Annotated in this window: 25 protein-coding genes and 1 riboswitch; of the genes, 8 read left to right on the top strand and 17 right to left on the bottom strand. The window is 70.5% G+C overall.

Annotated features, from left to right (window positions below; translation table 11 throughout):
- Positions 1 to 84: 84 nt before the first annotated feature.
- Both ACF1G2_RS06115 and ACF1G2_RS06110 read left to right on the top strand, forming a co-directional pair.
- Entirely contained in the window at positions 85 to 1,386 is a 1,302-nt protein-coding gene (locus tag ACF1G2_RS06115) for a PTS transporter subunit EIIC (protein ID WP_391797126.1), read from the top strand.
- A gap of 272 nt (positions 1,387 to 1,658) precedes the next feature.
- Positions 1,659 to 2,924 (top strand): PTS transporter subunit EIIC, encoded by a 1,266-nt coding sequence (locus ACF1G2_RS06110; RefSeq protein ID WP_391797125.1) that lies wholly within the window; start codon positions 1,659 to 1,661, stop codon positions 2,922 to 2,924.
- Between the two features lie 82 nt (positions 2,925 to 3,006).
- On the opposite strand, the gene ACF1G2_RS06105 is transcribed toward ACF1G2_RS06110, so the two are convergent.
- A complete protein-coding gene (locus ACF1G2_RS06105; protein ID WP_391797124.1) occupies positions 3,007 to 3,759 on the bottom strand; it encodes an MBL fold metallo-hydrolase in 753 nt (250 codons plus the stop codon).
- A 188-nt stretch (positions 3,760 to 3,947) separates the two neighbouring features.
- Between ACF1G2_RS06105 and ACF1G2_RS06100 the strand changes: the two genes are divergently transcribed.
- A complete protein-coding gene (locus ACF1G2_RS06100) occupies positions 3,948 to 4,487 on the top strand; it encodes a type II toxin-antitoxin system PemK/MazF family toxin (RefSeq protein ID WP_391797123.1) in 540 nt (179 codons plus the stop codon).
- Positions 4,488 to 4,509: 22 nt separating this feature from the next.
- Here ACF1G2_RS06100 and ACF1G2_RS06095 read toward each other — a convergent pair whose 3' ends face one another.
- The 10 genes from ACF1G2_RS06095 to clpS all read right to left on the bottom strand — a co-directional run bounded on the left by ACF1G2_RS06095 (position 4,510) and on the right by clpS (position 12,190).
- Positions 4,510 to 5,460, bottom strand: coding sequence for a PLP-dependent cysteine synthase family protein (locus tag ACF1G2_RS06095; RefSeq protein WP_383164509.1), 951 nt, complete (start codon positions 5,458 to 5,460; stop codon positions 4,510 to 4,512).
- A gap of 5 nt (positions 5,461 to 5,465) precedes the next feature.
- Positions 5,466 to 5,744, bottom strand: coding sequence for a MoaD/ThiS family protein (locus tag ACF1G2_RS06090; RefSeq protein ID WP_391797122.1), 279 nt, complete (start codon positions 5,742 to 5,744; stop codon positions 5,466 to 5,468).
- 103 nt (positions 5,745 to 5,847) lie between these two features.
- The gene (locus ACF1G2_RS06085; RefSeq protein ID WP_352187453.1) at positions 5,848 to 5,946 is read right to left on the bottom strand and encodes a putative leader peptide; all 99 of its coding nucleotides are present in this window, start codon (positions 5,944 to 5,946) and stop codon (positions 5,848 to 5,850) included.
- A gap of 44 nt (positions 5,947 to 5,990) precedes the next feature.
- Positions 5,991 to 6,776 (bottom strand): ABC transporter ATP-binding protein, encoded by a 786-nt coding sequence (locus ACF1G2_RS06080; protein WP_391797121.1) that lies wholly within the window; start codon positions 6,774 to 6,776, stop codon positions 5,991 to 5,993.
- Positions 6,773 to 7,876: a FecCD family ABC transporter permease gene (locus ACF1G2_RS06075; RefSeq protein WP_391797120.1), complete on the bottom strand. Its 1,104-nt coding sequence runs from the start codon at positions 7,874 to 7,876 to the stop codon at positions 6,773 to 6,775. The genes ACF1G2_RS06080 and ACF1G2_RS06075 overlap by 4 nt, the downstream gene beginning before the upstream one ends.
- Positions 7,873 to 8,847 carry an ABC transporter substrate-binding protein gene (locus ACF1G2_RS06070; protein WP_391797119.1) on the bottom strand — a complete coding sequence of 325 codons (975 nt, stop codon included), beginning with the start codon at positions 8,845 to 8,847 and terminating at the stop codon, positions 7,873 to 7,875. The genes ACF1G2_RS06075 and ACF1G2_RS06070 overlap by 4 nt, the downstream gene beginning before the upstream one ends.
- 60 nt (positions 8,848 to 8,907) lie before the next feature.
- A riboswitch (cobalamin riboswitch) is annotated at positions 8,908 to 8,981 on the bottom strand.
- A 32-nt stretch (positions 8,982 to 9,013) separates the two neighbouring features.
- Positions 9,014 to 9,442: a Mov34/MPN/PAD-1 family protein gene (locus ACF1G2_RS06065; RefSeq protein ID WP_391797118.1), complete on the bottom strand. Its 429-nt coding sequence runs from the start codon at positions 9,440 to 9,442 to the stop codon at positions 9,014 to 9,016.
- Between the two features lie 76 nt (positions 9,443 to 9,518).
- Positions 9,519 to 10,970, bottom strand: a complete 1,452-nt coding sequence (locus ACF1G2_RS06060; RefSeq protein ID WP_391797117.1) for an amino acid permease — start codon at positions 10,968 to 10,970, stop codon at positions 9,519 to 9,521.
- 330 nt (positions 10,971 to 11,300) lie between these two features.
- Positions 11,301 to 11,885, bottom strand: coding sequence for a DUF2017 domain-containing protein (locus tag ACF1G2_RS06055; RefSeq protein ID WP_391797116.1), 585 nt, complete (start codon positions 11,883 to 11,885; stop codon positions 11,301 to 11,303).
- Positions 11,885 to 12,190, bottom strand: a complete 306-nt coding sequence (gene clpS, locus ACF1G2_RS06050; protein WP_352187447.1) for an ATP-dependent Clp protease adapter ClpS — start codon at positions 12,188 to 12,190, stop codon at positions 11,885 to 11,887. The genes ACF1G2_RS06055 and clpS overlap by 1 nt, the downstream gene beginning before the upstream one ends.
- Before the next feature lie 100 nt (positions 12,191 to 12,290).
- Between clpS and ACF1G2_RS06045 the strand changes: the two genes are divergently transcribed.
- Together ACF1G2_RS06045 and ACF1G2_RS06040 are read left to right on the top strand one after the other, a co-directional pair.
- A complete protein-coding gene (locus ACF1G2_RS06045) occupies positions 12,291 to 13,619 on the top strand; it encodes a nicotinate phosphoribosyltransferase (protein ID WP_391797115.1) in 1,329 nt (442 codons plus the stop codon).
- Positions 13,620 to 13,729: 110 nt separating this feature from the next.
- Entirely contained in the window at positions 13,730 to 14,317 is a 588-nt protein-coding gene (locus ACF1G2_RS06040; RefSeq protein WP_391797114.1) for an isochorismatase family protein, read from the top strand.
- Positions 14,318 to 14,352: 35 nt separating this feature from the next.
- Here ACF1G2_RS06040 and ACF1G2_RS06035 read toward each other — a convergent pair whose 3' ends face one another.
- Both ACF1G2_RS06035 and ACF1G2_RS06030 read right to left on the bottom strand, forming a co-directional pair.
- Positions 14,353 to 14,658 carry a hypothetical protein gene (locus tag ACF1G2_RS06035; protein WP_352187444.1) on the bottom strand — a complete coding sequence of 102 codons (306 nt, stop codon included), beginning with the start codon at positions 14,656 to 14,658 and terminating at the stop codon, positions 14,353 to 14,355.
- A gap of 124 nt (positions 14,659 to 14,782) precedes the next feature.
- A complete protein-coding gene (locus ACF1G2_RS06030; protein ID WP_391797113.1) occupies positions 14,783 to 17,218 on the bottom strand; it encodes an immune inhibitor A domain-containing protein in 2,436 nt (811 codons plus the stop codon).
- Between the two features lie 370 nt (positions 17,219 to 17,588).
- Between ACF1G2_RS06030 and ACF1G2_RS06025 the strand changes: the two genes are divergently transcribed.
- Positions 17,589 to 17,864 (top strand): hypothetical protein, encoded by a 276-nt coding sequence (locus tag ACF1G2_RS06025; protein ID WP_391797112.1) that lies wholly within the window; start codon positions 17,589 to 17,591, stop codon positions 17,862 to 17,864.
- A 22-nt stretch (positions 17,865 to 17,886) separates the two neighbouring features.
- Here the strand turns inward: ACF1G2_RS06025 and ACF1G2_RS06020 are convergent, their stop codons facing one another.
- Both ACF1G2_RS06020 and ACF1G2_RS06015 read right to left on the bottom strand, forming a co-directional pair.
- A complete protein-coding gene (locus ACF1G2_RS06020; protein WP_391797111.1) occupies positions 17,887 to 18,660 on the bottom strand; it encodes an RDD family protein in 774 nt (257 codons plus the stop codon).
- Between the two features lie 85 nt (positions 18,661 to 18,745).
- Positions 18,746 to 20,344, bottom strand: coding sequence for an RDD family protein (locus tag ACF1G2_RS06015; RefSeq protein WP_391797110.1), 1,599 nt, complete (start codon positions 20,342 to 20,344; stop codon positions 18,746 to 18,748).
- A gap of 281 nt (positions 20,345 to 20,625) precedes the next feature.
- Between ACF1G2_RS06015 and ACF1G2_RS06010 the strand changes: the two genes are divergently transcribed.
- Entirely contained in the window at positions 20,626 to 21,117 is a 492-nt protein-coding gene (locus ACF1G2_RS06010) for an SsgA family sporulation/cell division regulator (RefSeq protein ID WP_391797109.1), read from the top strand.
- Between the two features lie 53 nt (positions 21,118 to 21,170).
- On the opposite strand, the gene ACF1G2_RS06005 is transcribed toward ACF1G2_RS06010, so the two are convergent.
- The gene (locus ACF1G2_RS06005; protein ID WP_391797108.1) at positions 21,171 to 22,550 is read right to left on the bottom strand and encodes an FAD-binding oxidoreductase; all 1,380 of its coding nucleotides are present in this window, start codon (positions 22,548 to 22,550) and stop codon (positions 21,171 to 21,173) included.
- A gap of 87 nt (positions 22,551 to 22,637) precedes the next feature.
- Here ACF1G2_RS06005 and ACF1G2_RS06000 point away from each other — a divergent pair, with 87 nt between their 5' ends.
- Positions 22,638 to 24,122, top strand: coding sequence for a tetratricopeptide repeat protein (locus ACF1G2_RS06000; RefSeq protein WP_391797107.1), 1,485 nt, complete (start codon positions 22,638 to 22,640; stop codon positions 24,120 to 24,122).
- Between the two features lie 77 nt (positions 24,123 to 24,199).
- Here ACF1G2_RS06000 and ACF1G2_RS05995 read toward each other — a convergent pair whose 3' ends face one another.
- Positions 24,200 to 24,718 carry a proline dehydrogenase gene (locus ACF1G2_RS05995; protein ID WP_391797106.1) on the bottom strand — a complete coding sequence of 173 codons (519 nt, stop codon included), beginning with the start codon at positions 24,716 to 24,718 and terminating at the stop codon, positions 24,200 to 24,202.
- Positions 24,719 to 24,864 lie beyond the last annotated feature (146 nt).

Below are 24,864 nucleotides of genomic sequence, written 5' to 3'. Positions count from 1 at the left end.
ATCGCAACTGGTCTACACCACCCCTACTCCACCAGTGGCAACGTCAGCAGGGCTCGGCATGTTCCGGGTTCAGGGAGGACGCCGATGAGCACGGACAGCGCCGCGGCCGCGCCGAGGAAGTCGATGTGGGGCGGCCTGTTCCAGGGGCTGCAGAAGATGGGACGCAGCCTTCAGCTCCCCATCGCCGTCCTCCCGGCGGCCGGCATCCTCAACCGTCTCGGCCAGCCCGACGTCTTCGGCGCCGACGGTCTGGGCTGGGACAACGTCGCCAAGGTGATGGCGGGGGCGGGCGGCGCGCTGCTCGACGGCAATCTGGGGCTGCCCCTGTTGTTCTGCATCGGCGTGGCGATCGGCCTGGCCAAGAAGGCGGACGGCTCGACCGCGCTGGCGGCGACGGTCGGCTTCCTCGTCTACTACAACGTGCTGCGCCAGTTCCCCGAGACCTGCCCCGAGGGCACGGTGGACATCGAGGGGGGCTGCCTCGCGCCCGAGCAGGCCTTCACCGGGTACACGTACCAGAACCCGGGTGTCTTCGGCGGCATCGTCATCGGTCTGCTGGCGGCCTGGTTCTGGCAGCGGTACCACCGGGTGCGACTGGTGGACTGGCTGGGGTTCTTCAACGGCCGGCGGCTCGTGCCGATCATCATGACCTTCGTCGCGATCGCCTTCGCGTCCCTGAGCCTCTGGGTCTGGCCGCCGATCGGCGACGCGCTGGAGAACTTCAGCGACTGGCTGGTGGGCCTGGGCGCCTGGGGTTCGGGCATCTTCGGTGTCGCCAACCGCGCGCTGCTGGTGATCGGCCTGCACCAGTTCCTGAACGTGCCCATCTGGTTCCAGTTCGGCACGTACGAGAGGCCGGACGGTACGACGGTCCACGGCGACATCCCGATGTTCCTCGCGGGCGACCCGGAGGCCGGCCAGTTCCTGACCGGCTTCTTCCCGATCATGATGTTCGCCCTTCCGGCGGCCGCCCTGGCGATCACCCACTGCGCCAAGCCGCGCCGGCGCAAGGAGGTGGGCGGCATGATGCTGTCGGTCGCGCTGACCTCGTTCGTCACCGGCATCACGGAGCCGATCGAGTACTCGTTCCTCTTCATCGCCCCGCTGCTGTACGCGATCCACGCGGTCCTCACGGGTGTGTCGATGGCCGTGACCTGGTCCCTCGGGGTGAAGGACGGCTTCAGTTTCTCCGCGGGTCTGATCGACTACGTCATCAACTGGAACCTGGCGACCAAGCCGTGGCTGATCATTCCGATCGGTCTTGGCTTCGCGCTCGTCTATTACGTGATCTTCCGGTTCGCGATCACCAGGTTCAACCTCCCGACACCCGGCCGCGAGCCGGACGAGCTGGGGGAGGAGATGGACCGGGACGCCACCAAGGCGTAGCGCGAGACGGCGTGTTTCGGGGCTTTCGCCCCGTTGCCGCGATGACGGAAGGCCCCCGGACCGCACGGTCCGGGGGCCTTCCGTCGTTCACACCCAGCTATGGCTCGGGCACGGAGAATTCGCAGGTTCCTTATCTAAGTCCCACGTGCTAAAACTGGTCTACACCACTCATTGGTGTAGACCACGCGGTCCAGTCCACCGCGTTCCACGAGACGCCGCCGTCACCCCCTTTTCATGACCTCTGCGGCGCCTTGCCTTACTGGAGGAAGTTGATGAGTACGGCCACCGCCCAGGCCGCCGCTCCCGCGAAGAAGCGCGGATCCGGCCTGTTCCAGGGCCTGCAGAAGGTCGGTCGCAGCCTGCAGCTGCCGATCGCCGTTCTGCCGGCCGCGGGTATCTTGCTCCGTCTCGGCCAGCCTGACGTCTTCGGCAAGGACGGCCTCGGATGGGACAAGGTCGCCTCCGTCTTCGCCACGGCCGGTGACGCAGTCTTCGCCAACCTGCCGCTGCTGTTCTGCATAGGCGTGGCCATCGGCTTCGCCAAGAAGGCCGACGGCTCCACCGCCCTGGCCGCCCTCGTGGGCTTCCTGGTCTACAGCAACGTCCTCAAGGCGTTCCCGGTGACCGACGCCGTGGTCAACACCACGGCCAACAAGGGTGTCGACGTCGCCGCGACGTACAACAACCCGGGCGTCCTCGGCGGCATCCTGATGGGTCTGCTCTCCGCGGTCCTGTGGCAGAAGTTCCACCGCACCAAGCTGGTCGACTGGCTCGGCTTCTTCAACGGCCGCCGCCTCGTCCCGATCATCATGGCCTTCGTCGGCACGCTCGTCGGCGTGGTCTTCGGCCTGGTCTGGGAGCCCATCGGCAACGGCATCTCCAGCTTCGGCGAGTGGATGACCGGCCTCGGCGCCGGTGGCGCCGGCCTCTTCGGCCTGATCAACCGCGCGCTGATCCCGGTCGGCATGCACCAGTTCGTGAACACCGTCTCCTGGTTCCAGATCGGTGACTTCACCAACGCGGCCGGCGAGGTCGTCCACGGTGACCTGAACCGCTTCTTCGCCGGTGACCCGAGCGCCGGAATCTTCATGTCCGGCTTCTTCCCGATCATGATGTTCGGCCTGCCGGCCGCCGCGCTCGCCATCGCGCACGCCGCCCGCCCCGAGCGCCGCAAGGCCGTCATGGGCATGATGCTCTCCCTCGCGCTGACCTCGTTCGTCACCGGCATCACCGAGCCGATCGAGTTCACCTTCATGTTCATCGCGCCGCTGCTGTACGCGATCCACGCGGTCCTCACCGCCATCTCGATGGCCGTGACCTGGGCGCTCGGTGTCCACGCGGGCTTCACCTTCTCCGCGGGCTTCATCGACTACGCGCTGAACTGGAACCTGGCGACCAAGCCCTGGATGATCATTCCGATCGGTCTGGTCTTCGCCGCGATCTACTACGGCGTCTTCCGCTTCGCGATCACCAAGTTCAACCTCCCGACCCCGGGCCGCGAGTCCGACGAGGAGATCGAGGACCTCACCAAGGCGTGAGTCTCACCCGAACGACGGAAGGGCCCCGGAACCGAGACACGGTTCCGGGGCCCTTCCCGTACGCGCGGTACCCCTCAGGTGCTCAGACCTCGTAGACCGCGCCCGCGTACGCCAGCTCCGACGGCCCGTCGTACACCGCCCGCGCGTCCGCCAGGTTCTGCCGGCCGTCCGTCCACGGCGGGATGTGCGTGAGCACCAGCCGGCCCACCGAGGAGCGGGCCGCCTCCGCGCCCGCCTCGCGGCCGTTGAGGTGGAGGGCCGGGATGTCCTCCTTGCCGTGCGTGAAGGACGCCTCGCACAGGAAGAGGTCCGCACCGTCCGCGAGTTGGTGCAGGGATTCGCAGACCCCCGTGTCGCCGGAGTACGTGAGCGTCCGGCCGCCGTGCTCGATGCGGATGCCGTACGCCTCCACCGGGTGGCACACCTTCTCCGTACGGACGGAGAACGGGCCCAGCTCGAAGGTCCCGGACCTCAGGGTCTGGAAGTCGAACACCTCGCTCATCGACTTGTCCGAGGGGGTGTCGGCGTACGCCGTGGTCAGGCGCTGTTCGGCGCCCTCCGGGGCGAAGACCGGGATCGCGTCGCAGCGTCCGCCCTCGTGGCGGTAGTAGCGGGCCACGAAGTATCCGCACATGTCGATGCAGTGGTCGGCGTGGAGGTGGCTGAGGAAGATGGCGTCGAGGTCGTACAGACCGATGTGGCGCTGCAGCTCGCCGAGGGCGCCGTTGCCCATGTCGAGGAGCAGCCGGAAGCCGTCGGCCTCTACGAGGTAGCTCGAACAGGCCGAGTCCGCGGACGGGAACGACCCGGAGCAGCCGACGACGGTGAGCTTCATGGAGCGTGAACCTCCGAGGGCGGAGAGCGGCGGGGGAGGTCTTGCGATGCGTCGAGCGTAAGGCGCGTCGCGCTCCGTCGCTCCTCCGTGGCGGCCCGTTGTGGGCGAACTCACGGGCTCTGTCACCGGTTCGGATGGACCTGGGGCGAGAGAGCGCGGGGTACGTGCGGACGGTAACGTCGTGGGCTATGGACACGTCCTGGTGGCCGGCGCTCGTCGCGGTCGTGGTGATCGCGCTGGTCGCGGCGGTGGTGGACGGCCGGAAGCGCTCGGGCAGGCGGCGGCCCGGCGGCCGTACGGACGCGACGGGAGGCCGGAGCCGTACGCCGGGAGGCCGCGGTCGCGCACCGGGAGGCCGAACGCGGCCGCCCGCGCGGCCGGGCGCGCCCGCGAAAGCACCGTCGAAGGCGCCCGCGCGGCTCCCCCGTGCGGGCGAGATCTGGTGGGCGGACGTGCCCTACGAGGACGGGCCGGGATCCAAGGACCGGCCCTGCCTGGTGCTGGCGCTGCGCAGGAACTCCGCGCTGGTCGCCAAGATCACGAGCAGGTACCACGACGAGCGGCAGGGAGTCATCGCGCTGCCGCCGGGGTCCGTGGGCGACGCGCAGGGGAGGCCGAGCTTCCTGGAGACGGACGAGCTGCGGGAGGTCCCGGTGGCGGAGTTCCGCCGCAGAGTGGGGACGGCGGACCCGGTCGTATGGGACCAGGTCCGCCATCTGGCGACCTGAACGGGCCCGAGGGCCTCGGGGCCTAGGCCCAGAGCTGGCCCTGGACCGTCTCGATCGCCTCTTCGGTCGTCGCCGCCGTGTAGAGGCCGGTCGAGAGGTACTTCCAGCCGCCGTCCGCGACGACGAAGGCGATGTCCGCGCTCTCCCCCGCCTTCAGCGCCTTCGTGCCGACGCCGATGGCCGCGTGGAGCGCCGCGCCCGTGGAGACGCCGGCGAAGATGCCCTCCTGCTGGAGGAGTTCCCGGGTGCGGGTGACCGCGTCGGCGGAGCCGACCGAGAAGCGGGTGGTGAGGACCGAGGCGTCGTACAGCTCGGGGACGAAGCCCTCGTCGAGGTTGCGCAGCCCGTACACGAGGTCGTCGTACCGCGGCTCGGCGGCGACGATCTTGACGTCGGGCTTGTGCTCGCGCAGGTAGCGGCCGACGCCCATGAGGGTGCCGGTGGTGCCGAGGCCCGCCACGAAGTGGGTGATGGAGGGCAGGTCGGCGAGGATCTCGGGGCCGGTGGTGGCGTAGTGAGCGCCCGCGTTGTCGGGGTTCCCGTACTGGTAGAGCATCACCCAGGAGGGGTTCTCCGCCGCGATCTCCTTGGCGACCCGTACGGCCGTGTTCGACCCGCCGGCCGCGGGGGACGAGATGATCTCGGCGCCCCACATGGCGAGCAGCTGGCGACGCTCCTCGCTGGTGTTCTCCGGCATGACGCAGACGATGCGGTAGCCCTTGAGCTTGGCCGCCATCGCCAGCGAGATCCCGGTGTTGCCGCTGGTCGGCTCCAGGATGGTGCAGCCGGGGGTGAGCCGGCCGTCCTTCTCGGCCTGCTCGATCATGTGGAGCGCGGGGCGGTCCTTGACCGAGCCGGTCGGGTTGCGGTCCTCCAGCTTGGCCCAGATGCGGACGTCGTCCGACGGGGAGAGCCGGGGCAGGCGGACCAGGGGCGTGTTGCCGACCGCCGCGAGCGGGGAGTCGTAACGCATGTGGATCAGACCATGCCGCCGGCCACGGCCGGCAGGATCGTGACGTTGTCGCCGTCGGCCAGCTTGGTGTCGATGCCGTCGAGGAAGCGGACGTCCTCGTCGTTGAGGTACACGTTGACGAAGCGGCGCAGCTGGCCGTTGTCCACGATGCGGGCCTCGATCCCGGCGTGGCGCGTCTCCAGGTCGGCGAAGAGCTGGGCGAGCGTCTCACCGTTGCCCTCGACGGCCTTCTCGCCGTCGGTGTAGGTGCGGAGGATGGTCGGGATGCGGACCTCGATGGCCATGGCGTGGGCTCCTGTTTTCGGGAGTCGGGAGTGGCGTGGAAGGCGCGCGGCTGTCGGCCCCCGCGCGGGGTGGTGCTGCTGGGTGCGCCGTGGGCGCACCTGCTCACATCGCGCTGGCGAAACGGCACAGGTCGACGTGCAGTCGCGCCACGAGCAGCGCGCTGCCCGGCGTCGTCACTTCGCTCACGTCGTGGGAAACCATGCGGTCATCGTATCGATTCCCGGTCCGGGTTTCGGAATGTGATCTCACATGACGGACGGTTGGTGCTCGACTGGCGGACCCGGCAGGTAGAAGACGGTCGGCGTGCCGGTCCGCGGATGCGGGATGACCTCGGCTTCCACGCCGTACACCGCCCTGAACAGGGCCGGGGTGAGAACGTCGGCGGGTGTCCCCTCGGCGACGACGCGGCCGCGCTCCAGGACGTAGAGGCGGTCGCAGTAGGCGGCCGCGAGGTTGAGGTCGTGCAGGGCGAGGAGGTTGGTGGTGCCCAAGTCCCTTACGAGACGCAGGACTTCGAGCTGGTAGCGGATGTCGAGGTGGTTGGTGGGCTCGTCCAGGACGAGCAGCGACGGCTCCTGGACGAGGGTACGGGCGACGAGGGCGCGCTGGCGTTCGCCGCCGGAGAGGGTGGGGTACGGCCGGTCGGCCAGCTCGGCGATGCCGACCCGGGCCAGGGCGCTCTCGGCGCGGGCCAGGTCGGAGGCGTCGTCGCCCTCCCAGAAGCGCTTGTGCGGGGAGCGGCCGAGGGCGACGAGCTCGCGGACGGTCAGCTCGAACTCGGTGGCGCCCTCCTGGGGGACGACTCCGATCCGTCGGGCGCGCGCCCTGGGGCCGAGGGCGGTCAGGTCGTCGCCGTCGAGGAGGGCGCGGCCCGCGGTGGGGGTGAGGGTGCCGTAGACGCAGCGCAGGAGGGTGGTCTTGCCGCTGCCGTTGGGGCCGACGAGCCCGACGGTCTCGCCGGGGCGGGCGGTGAGGTCGGCGTCGCGCAGTCGGGTCCCGTACGAGAGTCGCTGGAGGCGCAGTTCGGTCATACCGGGCTCCCTTCCGCGCGGCGGCGCATGAGCCAGAGGAAGAACGGGCCGCCGGTGAGGGCGGTGAGGACGCCGACGGGGATGTCCTGGGGCGCGGCGACGGTACGGGCGGCGAGGTCGGCGAGGATCAGGGCGAGCGCGCCGCCGAGCGCGGCGACCGGCAGGAGGCGGCGGTGCGGAGCGCCGACGGCCATGCGGGCGGCGTGCGGGACCATCAGGCCGACGAAGCCGACGGCTCCGCTGACGGAGACCATGACGGCGGTGACGAGGGAGGCCAGGACGAAGACGACGGCGCGGAAGCGGGCGGTGTCCAGGCCGAGGACGGTCGCGCCCTCCTCGCCGACGAGGAGCAGGTCCAGGGGGCGGGCGAGGGTGAGCAGGGCGGCGACGCCGATGACGAGGACGGCGGCGGGCAGGGCGAGGGTGTCCCAGCGGGCGCTGCCGAGGCCGCCGAGGGACCAGAACATCGCCTCCTGGAAGTGTTCGGGGCGGCCCGCGAGGACGAGGAGCAGGGTGGTCAGCGCGGAGAGGATGTACGAGACGGCGACGCCGGCGAGGACGAGCCGGGAGCCGGTCATCGTGGAGCCGCGGCGGGCGAGCGCGTAGACGAGGACCAGGGCGAGCAGGGCGCCGGCGAAGGCCCCGGCGGGCATGGCGACGGTGGTGGTGATCCCGCCGCCGACGCCGAGGACGAGCACGAGGACGGCCCCGGTGGACGCTCCTGAGGAGATCCCGAGGAGGAAGGGGTCGGCGAGGCGGTTGCGGACGAGGGCCTGGAGGACGGCGCCGACGACGGCGAGCCCGGCGCCGACGACCGCGCCGAGCAGGACGCGCGGCAGCCGGACGTCGAGCACGATCGTGCGGTACGGGGAGGGGGTGGCGCGGCCGGTGAGGATCTCGGCGACCGCGCCCACGGGTATCCGTACCGACCCGAGGGCGACCCCGGCGACGACGGCTGCCGCGAGGGCGGCGACCAGCCCCCCGAGGACGAGCACGAACCGCGCGCGCCCGGCCGGCGCCGGAGCGGCAGGGGCCCGGCCCCTGGGGGCGGCGTCCTCTTCAGCTCCGGCGGCCGGGGGCGGGGGCGAGGTGGTGGTCATCGGGTCGGGTGGAGCTGGGTGGCGAGCTTCTCGATCGCCGCGGGGACGCGGACGCCGAGGACGGCGTCGGAGAGCGGCAGTACGGCGAAGCGGCGGTTCTTGACCGCCGGGACGTCCTTGAGGGCCGGGTCGTCGAGGAGGCGCTTCTTCTTCTGTTCGACGGTCGTGGAGCCGTAGTCGTAGATGACGATCACCTCCGGCTTGCGGGCGACGACCTGCTCCCAGGTCGCGTCCCCGAAGGGCTTGTCGAGGTCGGCGAAGACGTTCCGCCCGCCCGCGAGGGAGATCAGCTCGTTGCCGATTCCCTTGCCTCCGGCGGTGAACGCGGTCTTGTCGCCGCTGTCGTAGACGAAGACCGGGACCGGGGCGACCCCGCTCAGCCTCTTTTCGGTCGCCGTGACCGTCTTCTTCGCCCCGGCCGTCCACTCCGTGCCGCGCTCGGGGACGCCGAAGGTCCGGGCGACCTCGTCGACCTCCCGGTACAGGTCGGCGAGGGAGGAGGCGCCGGAGGGGCAGTACTCCATGTTCAGGCGGGTGTTGACGCCCGCCGCCTTCAGGTCGTCCCGGGCGCGTCCGGCCTTCGCGTCGAAGGCGGTGGAGTAACCGCCGTAGACGAAGTCGGGGTTCGCGGCGAGCAGGGCCTCCTTGGAGGGGTACTCCTTGGCGAGGACCGGCACCGATTCGTACGCCTTCTTGTACGCGGGCAGGATCCGGTCGTCGAGGTAGGCCGTGCCGACGAGGGACTTCTCCAGGCCGAGGGCGAGCATCACCTCGGTGACGTGCTGGTTCATGGTGACCGCCCGCTGCGGCGGGGCCTGGTACGTCGTCTTCACACCGCAGTTGGAGACGGTGTACGGGAACCCCGGTGCGGCCTTGGCGGCGGGGGCGTCCTTCTCCGCGGGGGCCGCGCAGGCGGCGAGCAGCGGGACGAGGGCGGCGGCGGGCAGCAGGGTACGGCGGGGCCAGGTCATGGCGGACGAGCCTCCTCCGGGGATTTCCACGTCCCCAGTCGGTGGTGAGAGGCGGCAGGTCAGTTCCTGGCTTCCGGCCCCCGGAGGGGCCGGTCACAGTGGCGGGACCGTGCCGGATTCGCACCGGCTTCCTGGGTCCTGCCGCCCTGATGGTCGCGTCAGTGTCTCAGACGTCGTACTCCTCGACGACCTTCACGTCCTCCTCGGTCACGACGCCCTCGACGATCCGGTAGGAGCGGAACTGGAAGGGGCCCGCGCCGTCGGTGTCGGCCGTGGAGACGAGGACGTAGTGCGCGCCGGGCTCGTTGGCGTACGTGATGTCGGTACGGGACGGGTAGGCCTCGGTGGCGGTGTGCGAGTGGTAGACGATCACGGGCTCCTCGTCCCGGTCGTCCATCTCGCGGTAGAGCTTGAGGAGGTCGGCGGAGTCGAACTCGTAGAACGTGGGCGAGCGCGCCGCGTTCAGCATCGGGATGAACCGCTCGGGGCGGCCGCTGCCGACGGGACCCGCGACCACGCCGCAGGCCTCGTCGGGGTGGTCCGCGCGGGAGTGTTCCACGATCTGGTCGTACAGGGCCCGGGTGATGGTCAGCATGTCCGACAGGATAAGCAGAGGGGCCGCCCCGTACCGAGGAGTGGTACGGGGCGGCCCGAATGCTGGACAGACCGGGTCAGGAGCGCTTGGCGAAGGCCGCGCCCTCCGGGTTGCGGGCCTTCAGGACCAGGTAGGAGACCCCGAGGATCAGGCCCCACAGCGGCGCGCAGTAGAGCGAGATCCGGGCGTCCTTGTCGATGCCCATCAGCACGATGACCATGCCGATGAAGGCGAGGGCGAAGAGGCTGCACCAGATGCCGCCGGGCGCCTTGAAGGACGACTGGGGCAGCTCGCCGCGGTCGGCCTTGCGGCGGTAGCGGACCTGGCAGACCAGGATCATGATCCAGGCCCACATGCCGGAGATGGTGGCGAAGGAGACGACGTAGTTGAAGGCGTCGCCGGGCCACTGGTAGTTGATCCAGACGCCCACCATCATCAGGCCGGCCGAGAACGAGGTGCCGACCAGCGGCAGACCGTTCTTGGTGAGCTTGGTGAAGAACTTCGGACCCTGGCCGTTGAGCGCGAGGTCACGCAGCATGCGGCCGGTGGAGTACATGCCCGAGTTGCAGGAGGAGAGCGCGGCGGTCAGGACGACGAAGTTCACGATCGCGGCGCCGACGCCGAGGCCCATCTTCTCGAAGGCCGCGACGAACGGGGAGACGCCCGGCTGGAAGTGGGTCCACGGGACGACCGACAGGATCATGATCAGCGCGCCGACGTAGAAGACGGCGATGCGCCACGGCACGGTGTTGATGGCCTTGGGCAGGACGGTCTTCGGGTCCTTGGACTCGCCCGCGGTGACGCCGACCAGCTCGACGGCGAGGAAGGCGAACATGACCATCTGCAGGGTCATCAGGGTGGAGCCGATGCCCTTGGGGAAGAAGCCGCCCTCGGACCACAGCAGGGTCATGGAAGCGGTGTCGCCGGCGTCGGAGAAGCCGATGGTGAGGATGCCGGCGCAGATGAGGATCATGCCGACGATCGCGGTGACCTTGACCATCGAGAACCAGAACTCGAGCTCGCCGAAGAGCTTGACGGAGATCAGGTTCGCGAGGAACAGCACGACCGTGAAGATCAGGGCGAACACCCATTGCGGCTGATTGAGGACGCCGTCGGTGTTCTTGGTCCAGTACTGCATGTACTCGGAGGCGGCGGTCACTTCGGTGATGCCGGTGACGACCCAGAAGAGCCAGTACGTCCAGCCGGTCACGAAGCCCGCGAAGGGGCCGATGAACTCCCGTGCGTATTCCGAGAAGGAGCCGGAAACGGGGCGGTACATGAGGAGCTCGCCGAGCGCCCGCATGATGAAGAAGATGACGAGGCCCGCGATGGCGTACGCGAGGATCAGGCTGGGCCCCGCCTTGGAGATGCCCTTGCCCGCGCCCAGGAAGAGGCCCGTGCCGATGGCGCCGCCGATCGCGATCATCTGGATCTGGCGGGCGCCGAGTGCCCGGTGATAACCCTCGCCGTCGGCGGAGTCCGCGGCCTCACTGCCGTCGTGCTGCTTGTCGACCTGCACTGAGGTCATGGTGGTGCGCCTTTCTCCATGCTGTTCCGCGCCGACTGCGTCTGACTGCGGATCAGGTCCTGATCCCCCCGGATATGGATGGAGTGCTACCGGCGGTCAGCCGGCCGAAGCGCCCCCGGGAACAGGGGTGGCGTCCCCGGGTGGTCGTGAAGATTTATCACGGGGGAAACAGTGATCGAGGAGGGGGAATGTGGCGCACGCCACATGAAAAAGCGGACAAAAGCCGCTCAAGAGGACCAGTAAGAAGACTTCTTTGACGTATTCGTTATGCGGATTTGAGTGTCCGCTGAGCGAACGACGCCCTACCGGCCGGTATCGGGGCGGCGGGTATCAGGCCCCGGACATCAGCGTCTCGACGAGTGACTCCTGAAGCGCGCCGAGCCAGAGGTATGCCATCACCATCGGCTTGCGCGGATCGGCGTCGGGCAGCCGGTACAGCTCGCCGCTCTCGTCCTCGTCGGTGACCTCCAGGCGGGTCCCGATGGTCAGCCGGAGGTCGTTGAGCGCGCCGAGCCACGAGCGGGACTCGTCGGGGGTGAGCTTGAGGACGGCCCCGCCCTCGTCGTCCGAGGCGAGCCCGTCGAGGCTGCGGATCACCGCGAGGGCGTCCTGCCGCTTGCGGGCCCGCAGGTCGTTCTCGGTGTAGCGGCGGAAGTCGGCTGCGGCCGCGCGCAGCTCCTCGTCCTCGTCCCCGTAGGCGTCGGGGAAGAGGCGCTTGAGCGCCGGGTCGCTCGGGGGCTCGCTCGGGCCCTCGGCGAAGAGCGCGGCGAGCGGGTCCTCGCCCTCGACGGGCTCGTCGCCCGGCCCGATCAGCTCCATGAGCTGGACGGCGAGGGAGCGCAGGATGGAGATCTCGACCTCGTCGAGCGCGACGGCGGCACCGCCGCCGGGCAGGGCCTCGAAACGTCCGGCCATCAGCCGCGGTCCTGGGTGAGGGTCGCCCACAGCCCGTATCCGTGCATCGCCTGCACGTCGCGCTCCATCTCCTCGCGCGTCCCGCTGGAGACCACCGCGCGGCCCTTGTTGTGCACGTCGAGCATCAGCTTGTGCGCCTTGTCCTTGGAGTAACCGAAGTACGCCTGGAAGACGTAGGTCACATAGCTCATCAGATTGACCGGATCGTTGTGGACGAGAGTCACCCACGGCACGTCGGGCTCGACGACGGCGAAGGTCTCTTCTGCCGATTCGGTGCGTTCGATCTCAATAGGCGCGACGCTCACTTACCCCATGCTGCCACCTCAGGTGGGGCGTCGCACAAACGGGTCAGCCCGCGAGCCGAGAAATCGTCAGAGTGACGATTTCTGCGGTAGCATCGCTGACATGAACGCTGCGGACCTTGGGCTCCCGGTGGACGTACCGTCGACCGCGCTCTTCACCGATCAGTACGAGCTGACCATGCTGCAGGCGGCCCTCAGGGCCGGCACCGCCGAGCGGCGCTCCGTCTTCGAGGTCTTCACCCGCCGGCTGCCCGAGGGGCGGCGCTACGGAGTGGTGGCCGGCACCGGACGGGTCCTCGACGCGGTGGAGAACTTCCGCTTCGACACGGACGTGCTCGGATTCCTGCGGGAGCAGCGCATCGTCGACGAGCCGACGCTGGCCTACCTGGCCGGCTACCGCTTCTCGGGCGACATCTGGGGCTACCCCGAGGGCGAGGTGTACTTCCCCGGCTCCCCGATCCTGCGGGTGGAGGGCTCCTTCGCCGAGTGCGTGCTCCTGGAGACCGTGATCCTGTCGGTCCTCAACCACGACTCGGCCATCGCGGCGGCGGCCTCCCGGATGTCCGGCGCGGCCGGCGGCCGGCGGCTGATCGAGATGGGCGCCCGGCGCACGCACGAGCTGGCGGCCGTCGCCTCGGCGCGGGCGGCCTACGTCGGCGGCTTCGACTCCACCTCGGACCTCGCGGCCGGCTTCCGTTACGGCATCCCGACCGTCGGCACCTCCGCGCACGCCTTCACCCTTCTGCACGACAGCGAGCGGGACGCCTTCCAGGCGCAGGTCACCTCACTGGGGCGCGGCACGACGCTGCTCGTCGACACCTACGACGTGGCCGAGGCCGTCCGTACCGCCGTCGAGGTGGCCGGACCGGAGCTCGGGGCCGTACGGATCGACTCCGGGGACCTGCTGCTCGTGGCCCACCGGGTCCGGGCGCAGCTCGACGAGCTGGGCGCCACGGACACCAAGATCGTGGTCACCTCGGACCTGGACGAGTACGCCATCGCGTCGCTGGCGGCCGCGCCGGTCGACGCGTACGGGGTGGGCACGCAGCTCGTCACCGGCAGTGGCCACCCGACCTGCTCCATGGTCTACAAGCTGGTCGCCCGCGCCCAGTCGGCGGACCCGAAGGCTCCGCTGACGGCGGTGGCGAAGAAGTCGGTCGGAGGCAAGGCGTCGGTCGGCGGCCGCAAGTGGGCGGCGCGGCGGGTGGACGCGGAGGGCGTGGCCGAGGCGGAGGTCCTCGGCACCGGACCGGTGCCCGCCGGGCTCGCCGACCGTCAGCTCCTCGTGGAGCTGGTGAAGGGCGGCGACGTGGTGGCACGGGAGCCGCTGGAGGAGGCGCGGGCGCGGCACTTCGCGGCACGGGCCGCGCTGCCGATGTCGGCGGTCCAGCTCTCCCGGGGTGAGCCGGTGCTGCCCACCGAGTACGTGTAACACCCTGCGAGGCCCCCTCCCGAAGGGAGGGGGAAGTCTCTAGGCTCGATGCCGTTCCCCGTGTCGACACCCCACCGTTCCCCCCGCCGGCCCACCGAAGGACACCCGCCATGCACCGCGCATTGATCGTCGTGGACGTTCAGAACGACTTCTGCGAGGGCGGCAGCCTCGCGGTGGCGGGGGGAGCGGATGTCGCCGCCGCCATCACCGACCTGGTCGGCGAGGCGGCGGGCGCGGCGTACCAGCACGTGGTGGCCACCCGCGACCACCACGTCGCCCCGGGGGACCACTTCTCCGACACCCCCGACTACGTGACGTCCTGGCCGGTGCACTGCGTCGCCGGTACGGAGGGCGTGGGCTTCCACCCGAACTTCGCGCCCGCCGTCGCCTCCGGCGCGATCGACGCGGTCTTCGACAAGGGGGCGTACGACGCGGCGTACAGCGGCTTCGAGGGGCGCGACGAGAACGGCGTCGCGCTCGCCGAGTGGCTGCGCGCGCACGAGGTGACCGAGGTCGACGTGGTGGGCATCGCGACGGACCACTGCGTACGGGCGACGGCGCTGGACTCGGCCCGCGAGGGCTTCCGTACGCAGGTCCTCCTCGACCTGACGGCGGGCGTCGCGAAGGAGACGACGGAACGGGCCCTGGAGGAGCTGCGCGGCGCGGGTGTCGAGCTCACGGGCAAGCCCGTCGTCTAGCAGGACATCCCGCGGGCGCGGGCGGCCCGGACGCCCTAGGAGGCCGTGGGCAGGGTCCGTATCGAGTGCCACAGCTCCTGGGTCGTGCTCGTCGTGGAGCGCCACAGGAGGCCGTCCGGGTGGTGCAGGACGGCGGTGATCTCGTCAGGCGTCGGCGGCTCCGCGTTGCCGCGGAGGTAGACCGCCCGCAGGCCCAGGTTCCGCAGCCGGGTCAGGGCGCGGGCGCGGTTGGCGGCGTGGACCAGGAAGCGGACCGTGACCCCGTCGCCCGCCGGGCTCGGGAGCCCTATCGCGACGACGACGCTCCCACCTGGCAACTTGCAGAAACCTCCACCGGGCATGCCGGAACCACTCCCCCTGTGCGTCTACTGTCAATAAGAACTTGGTCAGAGGCACCTAAACACGATCGGCCGCCGCCCGCTAGAGGGCGACGGCCGATCATGCTTTGACCTGCGGCGATGCAGATTACTTCTGCGACGGACCCACCTGGACGGTCATCGTCTGGCCGTCCTTCGGCTCCTTGACGACCGCGATCTTGGTGTTGGTGTCAGTTACCTGGACACCGGCGCGCTCGGTCTGGGTGTACCAGTACGTGCCCCGTCGGTCGTCGAAGACCGGGACGCCGGGCTGCGACTTCACCCACGCCGGCACGCCCGCCTTGTGCAGCCGGATCGCGTCGGTGCGGTAGGTGCCGAACGTCGAGTCGTACGCCTGGACGCGGTTGCGCATCAGGGTGCCGTCGGCGTTCTTCAGCGGCGTCGGGTGCGCGTCGATCGGAAGGATCAGACCCTGGCCGGGGTGGACGGCCGTGTTGTTGTCCTTCTGCGACGTGTCCCACTGCCAGATGAGCAGACCGTTCTGGTACGGGTAGTGCTCGACCCAGCTCGCCTTGTCACCCGTGAACCCGAAGTTGTACGGGCCGACCTTGAGGGTCGCGTCGTACGAGACGTACTGGCGGTTCTCCGCGATGTAGTACTGCTCGTACTCCTTCGTGAAGCCCTTGCCGATCCGCGAGAAGCCCTTCGACGTCCAGCCGTTGTCACCGTTCTCGACGTTGTCCGAGAAGACGGTGGCACCGTCGGCGGTCAGCGTGATGGCATCGGCCGCGAAGCCCTTGCCGCCGGCGCCGCCGTCCGTCTGGTAGCGGAAGCGGAGGTCGAACTTCTTGCCCGCGTAGGCGTCGAGCGGGAAGACGAGCGGCTTGTACGCACCGGAGACGTCGGTCAGCGCCGGGGCGCCGCTCGCGTCGCGGGGCAGCGGCTTGCCGTCCACCGTGCCGTCCAGGGCGGTCCAGTTGGCGCCGCCGTCCGTGGACACCTCGGTGTAGAGGTAGTCGTAGTCCAGCTCGATGTCGTACCAGCCCTTGAGCTCCAGGGTGGCCTTCGACTTGCCGGTCAGGTCGACGGAACGGGTCAGGGTGTTCTTGAGGTCGTCACCCATGTCGCTCCACCACTGCGTGGCACCCTCGGCGGGCGCGACGACATCGGTGGTGACCTTCTTCTTCGGCAGCTCGACGACGAGCGCCTGGGGGTTCTTGGTGTTGTACTCGGCCACGCCCAGCTTGTGGGTGGACTTCGTACCGCGCTGCTCGTTGCTCACCTTGGTGTAGTTGAGCCAGCCGAGCTGCAGCTTGTCCCAGGCGTTCATGTCGCCGGGCAGGTCGCCGATGGAGTCCTTGCCCCGGCCGAGCCAGGAGCCGGAGGACATCAGGGACCAGAAGCCGGTCGAGTTCTCGGCGCCGGCCTTGCCCGAGGTGTCGTACAGGTCGGGCAGACCGAGGTCGTGACCGTACTCGTGGGCGAAGACGCCGAGGCCGCCGTTCTCGGGCTGCATCGTGTAGTCGCCGACCCAGACGCCGGTGTTGCCGACCTGCGTGCCGCCGGACTTGTTGTTCGACGGGCCGGTCTTGCCCGCGTCCGTGCCGTACGCGTACCAGCGGTGGGCCCACAGGGCGTCGCCGCCCTGGACGCCGCCGCCCGCCGACTCGTCCTCGCCCGCGTGGACGATCTGGAAGTGGTCGATGTAGCCGTCGGCCTCGTTGAAGTTGCCGTCGGCGTCGAAGTCGTACCGGTCCCACTGGTCGTACTGCGCGATGTCGGCCTTGATCTGGGCGTCGGTGCGGCCCTTGGCCTTCTGGTCCGCGGTCCAGGCGGTGACACCGTCACGGACGGCGTCCCAGACGTTGGCGCAGTTGCTGTTGCCGCAGTAGTTCGAGCCGTAACGGGCCTCGTTGTACTCGACCTTGACCCAGTCCGAGACACCGCCCTCGACCGAGTACCGGCCGGAGGAGGTCTTCTCGTAGTACGTCTTCAGGGACTCCTTCGGCTGGCCCTTCTTGTCCTTGCCGGTGCCGAAGTACAGGTCCTGGAAGTGCTGCTGGTTGTAGTCCTTCTGCCAGGCCGTCGAGTTGTCCTTCGAGCGGTCCGGCTGGGCTATCTGGTTGTGCAGCGGGCCGGGCGTGCCGCCGAACTTCGGCTTCGGCTCGTCCGTCTCGTCGTCGGCGCGGTCGACCAGGGTGGTGTTGTCCACCTTGTCGCCGAACTCGACGAGGATCGTGAAGATCTTGTCCGTCTTCTCACGACCCAGCTCGACGTACTTCTTGCTGTCGAGCTTGACGACCTGGGAGCCTCCGCGGCGCTCGACCTTGCTCTCGCCGCTCAGCACCTGCTCGAGAGCAGCCTTGCGCTGCTGCTCCTGCTGCTTGCTGTACGGTCCCTCGAGATCGTGGTCGACCGCCGTCTTGTCGACACCTGCACCCGGAGCCGGGTCATGGCGCTCGATCGAGGCCGGTGCGCCCGGTCCCTTGTCTTCGGCGAAAGCGAAGGTCGATGCGCTGGCGGCGGTGGCCGCGAGCGCTACGACGACTGCGGACGCTCTGATCGCCCGTCGTCTGTTGGTCACTTGATGATTCCTCCCCGGCGCCCGCGACCGCGCGGACCGAGGGTGGGGTGTCCGCGGGCGGGGTCGCGCGTCACAAGTGACGACATTCGATCGGAGTTACGAGAGAAAAGACAGACCTTGACTTGAACAGGCCAACTGCACTATGCAGGAGTCGTTTTCCGTTATCCGGACGGCAACCGGGCGCACCTGAAGAGGTCGTTGGGAGAAACGATGACTCCATGCGCCCCCCGTGCATCCACACCGTGGGTTAGGTCACGCTTACTACCCGTTTCGCTCGGGCATCCAGCATCGTAGAGTCGCTCGCCGGGGGTCCCTCCGGCGCCAGCCAGGGGGGAGCGACGAGCCGATGCTTCGAGGGACGGAACCCGTCATGCCGCGTCCGAACGCCGCACAGCTCGCCTACGGTTCGGCCACCGTCGTCTTCTCGACCGTCGCCCTGCTGCTGCTGTCCCGCACCACGAACGCGCTGGGGATCGTCGTCATCAGCGCCGCCGGGCTGCTGGTCGGGCTGCTGGTCACGGTGACGATGCCGGTCCACCGCAAGCCCGCCGCCCCGGCACCCGTGACACCACTCCCCCGGACGGACGAGATCCGGGTACCGGCCGCCCGCGTCGGTGCGGGGGCCGATTCCCGGATCGGCACGTGACGCCGGCGCCGTAGCCCCCTGGCTACTGCGGGACCGACACCACCACGGTCTTGGCCGCCTTGTCGTGCAGGCCCTGCTTGTAGGGCTTGTCGACCAGGATCAGGATGAGCAGGAGCAGCGGCCACAGGCAGGCGCAGCAGATCAGCGTGGGCAGCCAGAGCACGACCGCGCGGATCAGCGAGGCGTTCGTCGGCGGTGTCGAGCCGTCGTTGAGCATCGCGACGCGCAGCTTCAGCCACTTCTTGCCGAGCGTCTGGCCGCTGTTCGCCACCATCAGGGTGTCGTAGGCGACATACGCCACGATGGTGATGAGCTGGAAGACGAGACCGCTGCCCGTGCTGGTCGCCGTGATGGTGTCACCGAAGTCGTCGCCGTCGGTGGCCCGGTCGTAGACGTTGAACGGGATGCCGATGAGGGCGAGCGGGATGGCGACGATCAGCCAGTCGATGATCCGGGCGAGGATGCGCTTGCCGGAGTCGGCGAGCGGCGGCATCCCCGCCAGCGGATCCACACCGCCGTAACCGCCCCCGCCGCCGTAGGGCTGGGAGCCGTACGGCGGGGGCGGCGGCGGCATGTTGTCGTACGGAGAACCGGGCGGCGGGCCTCCGGGAGGCGGACCCCCCGGCGGCGGACCCTCGGGAGGAGGGCCGCCCGGCGGCGGCGTCCCCTCGGGGGGTGGCGGCTGACTCCCGCTCCCGTACGGAGAGCCCCCCGACGGCGGCGAGGGCTCCTGCGGCTTCTTGACGAACGGGTCGTCCTCGGGCGGCTGGCCGGACGTCGGCTGGTCGTTGCTCATGGGGGCAGTGCATCCCGCGTGGCAGGGCCCCGCAATCGATCGCCGACCGTTCGGGGGACCGCCGTACGGGTCCCCCGGGCACGCCCTAGCCGGCCACGAAGGTGTGGGCCGCCTTGTCGTGCCAGCACTGCCGCCAGGGCCGGTCGAAGAGACACCACAGGACGTTCAGGACACCGAGGACGAGGAGTCCGAGCACGCTGTAGACGAGCCAGCGGCGCAGGGCCGCGCCGAACGTCGGCGGCTCGTGCGCCTCGATGTCCCGCACCTGGAGACCGCAGAGCTTCTTGCCGAGCGTGCGGCCCCACTTGGCCGTGGGCAGTGCCTCGTACAGCACGCCGAGGACGAGGAGGGCGCCGAGCGCGATCCCGAAGTTGAGCGAGGTGGTGCCGTCCAGGAGCCAGACCTGGACGGTGACACCGGACTGCTTGGCCGCCTCGATCTTGGCGTCGATGTGGTCGAGCGCCGCCATGACGAAGGGGAAGGACGCGCCGCCGGCGAGCGCGCCGAGGACGAGGGTGTCGATGAACCGGGCTACCAGGCGCTTGCCGAGGCCGGCCGGGCGAGCGGCGGCCTGGGCACGGGCGGCCTGGAGGAACGGGTCCTCGACGGGCGGCTTCCAGGGCAGGACCGGCTGCTCCTGGTCGGTGGCCTGCGGGGTCTGCTGGGCCTGCGGGGTGTGCTGCGCCTGCGGGGTCTGCTGGTGTGCCGCCGGGGCCGGGGCCGCCGCGGGCTGCGCCAGCTGGTGGACCTGCTGGGGCCACGAGGGGGCCCCGCCGCCGGGACCCGCGGTGACGGGGGCGGGTGCGGAGGCGGCCGGGGAGGGGCCGGGGGTCTGCGCCTGGGGCTGGGGCTGTCCGGGCACGTGCGGGAGGGGAGCCGGGGAGGGCTGCGCGGGCTGCGCCCCGCCTCCCTGAGGGGCCCTGAGGGCCTGCGGTCCCTGCGGCATGTGCGCGTCACGCGTGCCTTGCGGGCCCTGCGGACTCTGGGCGTTCTGCGGGCTCTGGGCGCTCTGCGGGGAGGCCGGTGCGCCCTGCGGGGAGGCCGGTGCGCCCTGCGACGGGAGCGCCCGGATCGTCATCGTGCCCTCCGGCACGGGCGTCTGACCCTCCGTCTTCGTCTGCCGTACGCCGGGCAGCGCGCCGCCCGTCGGGTCGGCGGCGGACGCCGGAGTCACCGGCATCCCGCCCAGCCGGGCCTGCGGACCGGACGGCCCGGCCGGCTTCGGCTCGGGGTCCGCGGCGCGGGCGGCGGCGACCCGGGGATCCTGCGCCGCCTGCTCGGTCTCGGGCGCACCCCAGGAGACCCTGCGGTCCCGGTCACCGCCGAAGCCGGTCTGCCGCGAGACGTCCGCCTGCCATGCCGAGGCCGGCTCGGGCGCGGCGGGATCCTCGTCGAGGAAGACGGGTCCCGTCTCCTCCACGGCGGGCACGGGGGCCTGCGAGGAGACGACGGGCGCCGGCGAGGAGACCACGGGCGCGGGCGAGGGGTTCGGGGCCAGGGCCGGACCCGGCGGCATCGCCGAGACCGGAGCCGCCGGCGGGAGTTCACCCTCACGGGGGGCCGGCCTGCTCGTCCCGGGCACCCAGGCGCCCCCGTTCCAGTACCGGATGTATCCGGGAATGGAGGGGTCCGGGTAGTACCCGGCCTGCGGTACCTCCCCGCCGGCTCCAGGAGGAGTAGCCACTGCCCCGACTCCGTTCCGTGACGACGCTTCTACGACCTCGGACCCACGGGCCCAAGGAGGACAGTAACGAAGAACGGCGCCACAAGAAGAAAGAGGCCGCGAGAAACCCGCCTTCGAGCGACATACCCACAGAACCCGCCACTCACCGTCACGCTCGGGCCGACGGTCCCGTCCGAGACTCCCGAAAAAACTTCTCCGAAGTCGCGTAATGGCGGGCCGCCGCCGCGCTCTCTCCCCGTGTGGGCCCGCCCCGGGCCCCGGACAGGGAGAGGACGTCAGCCATGCAGAACACCGAGAACACCGTCGTGGAGCGCGAGCTGGAGCTGAAGCTGGTGCTGTCGCCCGAGCGCTCCATCCCCGTCCCGGCGCGGCTCGCCTACCGCACCGACGACCCGTACGCCGTGCACATCACGTTCCACGTCGGCTCGGAGTACCCCGTCAACTGGACGTTCGCCCGCGAGTTGCTCGTCGAGGGCGTCTTCCGGCCCTGCGGCAACGGCGACGTCCGGATCTGGCCCACCAAGGTCGACGGCCACGACGTCGTCCTGATGGCGCTCTCCTCCCCCGACGGCGACGCGCTGCTGGAGGCGCCCTCCGCGCAGGTCTCCGCCTGGCTGGAGCGGACCCTGCGCGCCGTCCCGCCGGGCACCGAGTCCGAGCAGCTCGGTATCGACGACGGGCTCGCCGAGCTGCTCGCCACCACCTCGGTCGCCGACGACCTCTGGCTGCACGACCCGTGGCCGTCGGACGAGTCGCAGGACGGTGAGGCGTGAGGTGAGGAGTGAGGTACGGCGCGAGGTACGGCGTGAACGGAGCGGCGAAGAGATCAGAAGAGCTTTCCGGGGTTCAGGATCCCGAGCGGGTCGAAGGTCCGCTTGATGCCCTGCTGCAGCTCCACGCCCACCGGCCCCAACTCCTGCGCCAGCCAGTCCTTCTTCAGGGTGCCCACGCCGTGCTCGCCGGTGATCGTGCCGCCCAGTTCGAGCCCGAGCGCCATGATCTCGTCGAAGGACTCCCGCGCCCGCCGCGACTCGTCCTCGTCCGCGTGGTCGAAGCAGACGACGGGGTGGGTGTTCCCGTCGCCCGCGTGCGCGCAGACGCCGATGGTCAGGTCGTACTTCTCGGCGATGGCGGCCGTCCCGTCGAGCATCGCGGCCAGTTTCGTCCGCGGTACGCAGACGTCGTCGATCATCGTCGCGGACTTGATCGTCTCCAGGGCGGTCAGGGAGAGCCGGCGCGCCTGGAGGAGGAGATCGGACTCGGCCGCGGACTCGGCCGGTACGACCTCGGTGGCCCCGGCCGCCCTGCACAGCTCGCCCACGGCGGCCAGATCGGCCGCGGGGTCGGGGGTGTCGAAGGCACACAGGAGCAGCGCTTCGGTGGTGTTGGGCAGCCCCATGTTCGCCATCGTGTTGACGGCGCGGATGGTGGTGCCGTCCATCAGCTCCAGCAGGGACGGCGTATGGCCGCGCTCCATGATCGCGCAGACGGCCTCGCAGGCGGCCGCCGAAGAGGGGAACTCGGCGGCGAGCGCGAGCTGCTGGGGCGGCTGCGGGCGGAGCGCGAGGGTCGCGCCGACGATGATGCCGAGGCTGCCCTCCGAGCCGACGAAGAGCCGGGTCAGGTCGTATCCGGCGACGCCCTTGGCGGTGCGGCGGCCGGTGGAGAGCAGCCGCCCGTCGGCGAGGACGACGTCGAGGCCGAGGACGTACTCCGCCGTCACCCCGTACTTCACACAGCACAGGCCGCCGGACGCGGTGCCGATGTTCCCGCCGATGGTGCACGTCTCCCAGCTGGAGGGGTCCGGCGGGTAGGAGAGGCCGTGCTCGTTGACCGCGCGGGACAGGACGGCGTTGACCACGCCGGGTTCCACGACCGCGATCCGGTCGACCGGGTTGATCTCCAGGATCCGGTCCATCCTGACCAGCGAGAGCACGATGCAGCCCTCGGAGGCGTTGGCGGCGCCGGACAGGCCGGTGCGCGCGCCCTGGGGGACGACCGGGACGCGCAGCGCGGTCGCGGTGCGCATGACGTGCTGGACCTGCTCGACGGTGCGTGGGAGCACGACGGCCGCGGGGGTACCGGCCGTGCAGAAGCTCGCCATGTCGTGGGTGTAGGAGGCGGTGACGTCCGGGTCGGTGATCAGCGCCTCTGCGGGCAGACCCGCGCGCAGGTCCGCGTGGAGCCGCGTCAGAAGATCGTCCATGCGTCCAGCCTGGCACCCGGGGCCATCGGTGTGAACCCGCCGTCGTGGTCCTTCGTGTGCTCTTCGTACAGGCGCACAGTGAGCGGCATGAAGACGGAGAACGTGTCGAGAGCGGTCCTGGCCGCGGGGGTGGGTGCGGTGCTCGCGGCGACGGCGCTGCTGTACGCCCCCGATCTCGCACCCGGTCTGTTCGGCGACGGGAAGCGGCCCGCCCCCGGTCCCGCGGAGCGTGCGGTGATCGCGGCGAACGCCGGGGCGCAGGCCTCGCTGCCCGACCTGGGAGCGCTGATCGGCGACCGTGAGAAGTGGCTCGAGGACCATCCGGCGGACGAGGCGTCGTGGGCCGTGCTCGGGGCGGCGTACACCGAGCGGGGCGTGCGGCTCGGCGACGTGACGTACTACCCGCGGGCCGAGCGCGCCCTGAAGCGTTCCCTGGAGGTACGGCCCGCCTCGCGCGGGAACCTCGACGCGCAGCTGGGGCTCGGCGCCCTGGCCAACGCGCGGGGCGACTGGCGGACGGCCAGGACCTGGGGCGAGGCGGTGCGCGCGAAGGCCCCGAAGCGCTGGCCGGTGTACCCGGTGCTGATCGACGCGTACAACGGGCTCGGCGACTACAAGTCCGCCCAGCAGGCCCTTGCGGCCCTGGAGGAGCTGCACTCGGGTGCGGCGGTGAGCACGAGGGTCGCGCAGGGGTACCGCAACCGGGGCTGGCGCGAGGACGCGGCGGTGGCGGCGCTCGACGCGGTGGCGCGGGCGGAGACCGGCGCGGAGAAGGCGGCGGCGTACGCGCGGCTCGGGGATCTGGCGTGGGAGCGGGGCGAGCCGGAGGAGGCGGTGACCCAGTACGGGTCGGCCCTGCGTCTCGTCAGGGACCACGGGCCCTCGCTGGCGGGACGGGCCCGGGCGCTCGCGGCGCTGCACCGCACGGACGAGGCGATGCTCGACTACCGGGCGGCGCTCGCGCGGCTGCCCCGGCCGGAGTACGTCCTGGAGGCGGGCGAGCTCTACGAGTCGCTGGGCCTGGACGGCGAGGCGCACGCGCAGTACGAGCTGCTGCGGTCGGGCTCCTGGCCCGGCGGGGTGGTCGTCCTCGGCCTGTTCGAGGCGGACCACGGCGACGCGGCGGCGGCGGTGCGGACGCTGAGGGCGGAGTGGGCGCGCGGGCACCGGTCGGTGCAGATGGCGGACGCGCTGGGGTGGGCGCTCTTCCGGGCCGGGGAGCCGAAGGAGGCTCTGGAGTACGCGAGGAGGGCGACGGACGAGGGGCTGCGCAGCGCGCTCTTCGCGTACCACCGGGGGGAGATCGAGCGGGCGGTGGAGGAGTACGGGCCGGCGCGTCGGCATCTGACGGAGGCGCTGCGGATCAATCCGGAGTTCTCGCCGCTGCTGGCACCGAGGGCGAGGCAGTCGGTCCGCGAACTGGGCGACCCCCCGGACACCCTCCCGGAAGAACTCCGCGAGGCCCCTCCGGAGCCCCCGAAGGCGCAGACGGCTGCAACAGCCCCCGTTGCCGGCAATCGTTCCGCAGGGCGGACCGGGTCGGCCGAACCCACGACGGCGCCGCACCCTTAGCTTGACGTTTAACGTTTCAGGCTGAACAACGCCTCAATCCCCCAACGGCCTGGGGGCCGGGGCTCGGAGTCCCTGGATCAGTTGGTTTTGCCGATAGTGCTGCGGGCCGCGAGGCGGAAGTCCTTGACGGCTTCGTAAAGGGTCCGCTCTCGTTCGGCGGCAAGGGCGAGGTCTTCGGCCTTGTGGGTGGTGTTTCCGGCGTGGGCGTTCTCGGCCATCCGTCGCATGACGTGTGAGAGGTCGCCGGAGGCGACGGTGACGCGTTCCGCGACTTCCGCGAGAAGTGCCGGCCCTTCGAGGATGACGATTTCGCAGGCGCGGTGGACCTCGCGGGCCAGGGTGATGAAGCGGCCTGTCTTCTCGTCGATGTCGGGCAGGTCGGGTTGGTCCGAACGCAGCGCGTCAAGGACGGCGTCCATGGCGATGTCGCGGTCGTGGAGAGCGCTGAGGTAGCCGGCGTATGCGTCGCGGCGATGCTGGCGACTCCATTGCGCGTGCTGGGACCGTGCCTGAGCACGGCCGTTGACGATTGCGGCCCCGAGGGTGGTGGCGGAGCCGACGGCGGCGCCCAGCAACGCGGCAAGTCCTGAGTCCATGAGCCCTAGTCTGCCGTTCTTGCTGTTCATCCAGTTCGCCGGGGCTTCGTCCCCTTCTTGTGACTCCGGCGTGCGCTGTCCGACGAGGATGCACCGGGAGCCTGGGCCCGGGAAGGGCACCGTCCCGTGTGCCCCCCGTCCCGCCC

This window comes from Streptomyces sp. NPDC013457, from assembly GCF_043089925.1.
Taxonomy (GTDB): domain Bacteria; phylum Actinomycetota; class Actinomycetes; order Streptomycetales; family Streptomycetaceae; genus Streptomyces.
This window is presented reverse-complemented; position numbering and strand designations above follow the sequence as displayed.

Bases quoted from the DNA above. Each gene is read 5' to 3' on its own strand.
- ACF1G2_RS06115 (WP_391797126.1), top strand. From the start codon at position 85: ATGAGCACGGACAGCGCCGCGGCCGCGCCGAGGAAGTCGATGTGGGGC.
- ACF1G2_RS06110 (WP_391797125.1), top strand. From the start codon at position 1,659: ATGAGTACGGCCACCGCCCAGGCCGCCGCTCCCGCGAAGAAGCGCGGA.
- ACF1G2_RS06105 (WP_391797124.1), bottom strand. From the start codon at position 3,759: ATGAAGCTCACCGTCGTCGGCTGCTCCGGGTCGTTCCCGTCCGCGGAC.
- ACF1G2_RS06100 (WP_391797123.1), top strand. From the start codon at position 3,948: ATGGACACGTCCTGGTGGCCGGCGCTCGTCGCGGTCGTGGTGATCGCG.
- ACF1G2_RS06095 (WP_383164509.1), bottom strand. From the start codon at position 5,460: ATGCGTTACGACTCCCCGCTCGCGGCGGTCGGCAACACGCCCCTGGTC.
- ACF1G2_RS06090 (WP_391797122.1), bottom strand. From the start codon at position 5,744: ATGGCCATCGAGGTCCGCATCCCGACCATCCTCCGCACCTACACCGAC.
- ACF1G2_RS06085 (WP_352187453.1), bottom strand. From the start codon at position 5,946: ATGGTTTCCCACGACGTGAGCGAAGTGACGACGCCGGGCAGCGCGCTG.
- ACF1G2_RS06080 (WP_391797121.1), bottom strand. From the start codon at position 6,776: ATGACCGAACTGCGCCTCCAGCGACTCTCGTACGGGACCCGACTGCGC.
- ACF1G2_RS06075 (WP_391797120.1), bottom strand. From the start codon at position 7,876: ATGACCACCACCTCGCCCCCGCCCCCGGCCGCCGGAGCTGAAGAGGAC.
- ACF1G2_RS06070 (WP_391797119.1), bottom strand. From the start codon at position 8,847: ATGACCTGGCCCCGCCGTACCCTGCTGCCCGCCGCCGCCCTCGTCCCG.
- ACF1G2_RS06065 (WP_391797118.1), bottom strand. From the start codon at position 9,442: ATGCTGACCATCACCCGGGCCCTGTACGACCAGATCGTGGAACACTCC.
- ACF1G2_RS06060 (WP_391797117.1), bottom strand. From the start codon at position 10,970: ATGACCTCAGTGCAGGTCGACAAGCAGCACGACGGCAGTGAGGCCGCG.
- ACF1G2_RS06055 (WP_391797116.1), bottom strand. From the start codon at position 11,885: ATGGCCGGACGTTTCGAGGCCCTGCCCGGCGGCGGTGCCGCCGTCGCG.
- ACF1G2_RS06045 (WP_391797115.1), top strand. From the start codon at position 12,291: ATGAACGCTGCGGACCTTGGGCTCCCGGTGGACGTACCGTCGACCGCG.
- ACF1G2_RS06040 (WP_391797114.1), top strand. From the start codon at position 13,730: ATGCACCGCGCATTGATCGTCGTGGACGTTCAGAACGACTTCTGCGAG.
- ACF1G2_RS06035 (WP_352187444.1), bottom strand. From the start codon at position 14,658: ATGCCCGGTGGAGGTTTCTGCAAGTTGCCAGGTGGGAGCGTCGTCGTC.
- ACF1G2_RS06025 (WP_391797112.1), top strand. From the start codon at position 17,589: ATGCCGCGTCCGAACGCCGCACAGCTCGCCTACGGTTCGGCCACCGTC.
- ACF1G2_RS06020 (WP_391797111.1), bottom strand. From the start codon at position 18,660: ATGAGCAACGACCAGCCGACGTCCGGCCAGCCGCCCGAGGACGACCCG.
- ACF1G2_RS06010 (WP_391797109.1), top strand. From the start codon at position 20,626: ATGCAGAACACCGAGAACACCGTCGTGGAGCGCGAGCTGGAGCTGAAG.
- ACF1G2_RS06005 (WP_391797108.1), bottom strand. From the start codon at position 22,550: ATGGACGATCTTCTGACGCGGCTCCACGCGGACCTGCGCGCGGGTCTG.
- ACF1G2_RS06000 (WP_391797107.1), top strand. From the start codon at position 22,638: ATGAAGACGGAGAACGTGTCGAGAGCGGTCCTGGCCGCGGGGGTGGGT.
- ACF1G2_RS05995 (WP_391797106.1), bottom strand. From the start codon at position 24,718: ATGGACTCAGGACTTGCCGCGTTGCTGGGCGCCGCCGTCGGCTCCGCC.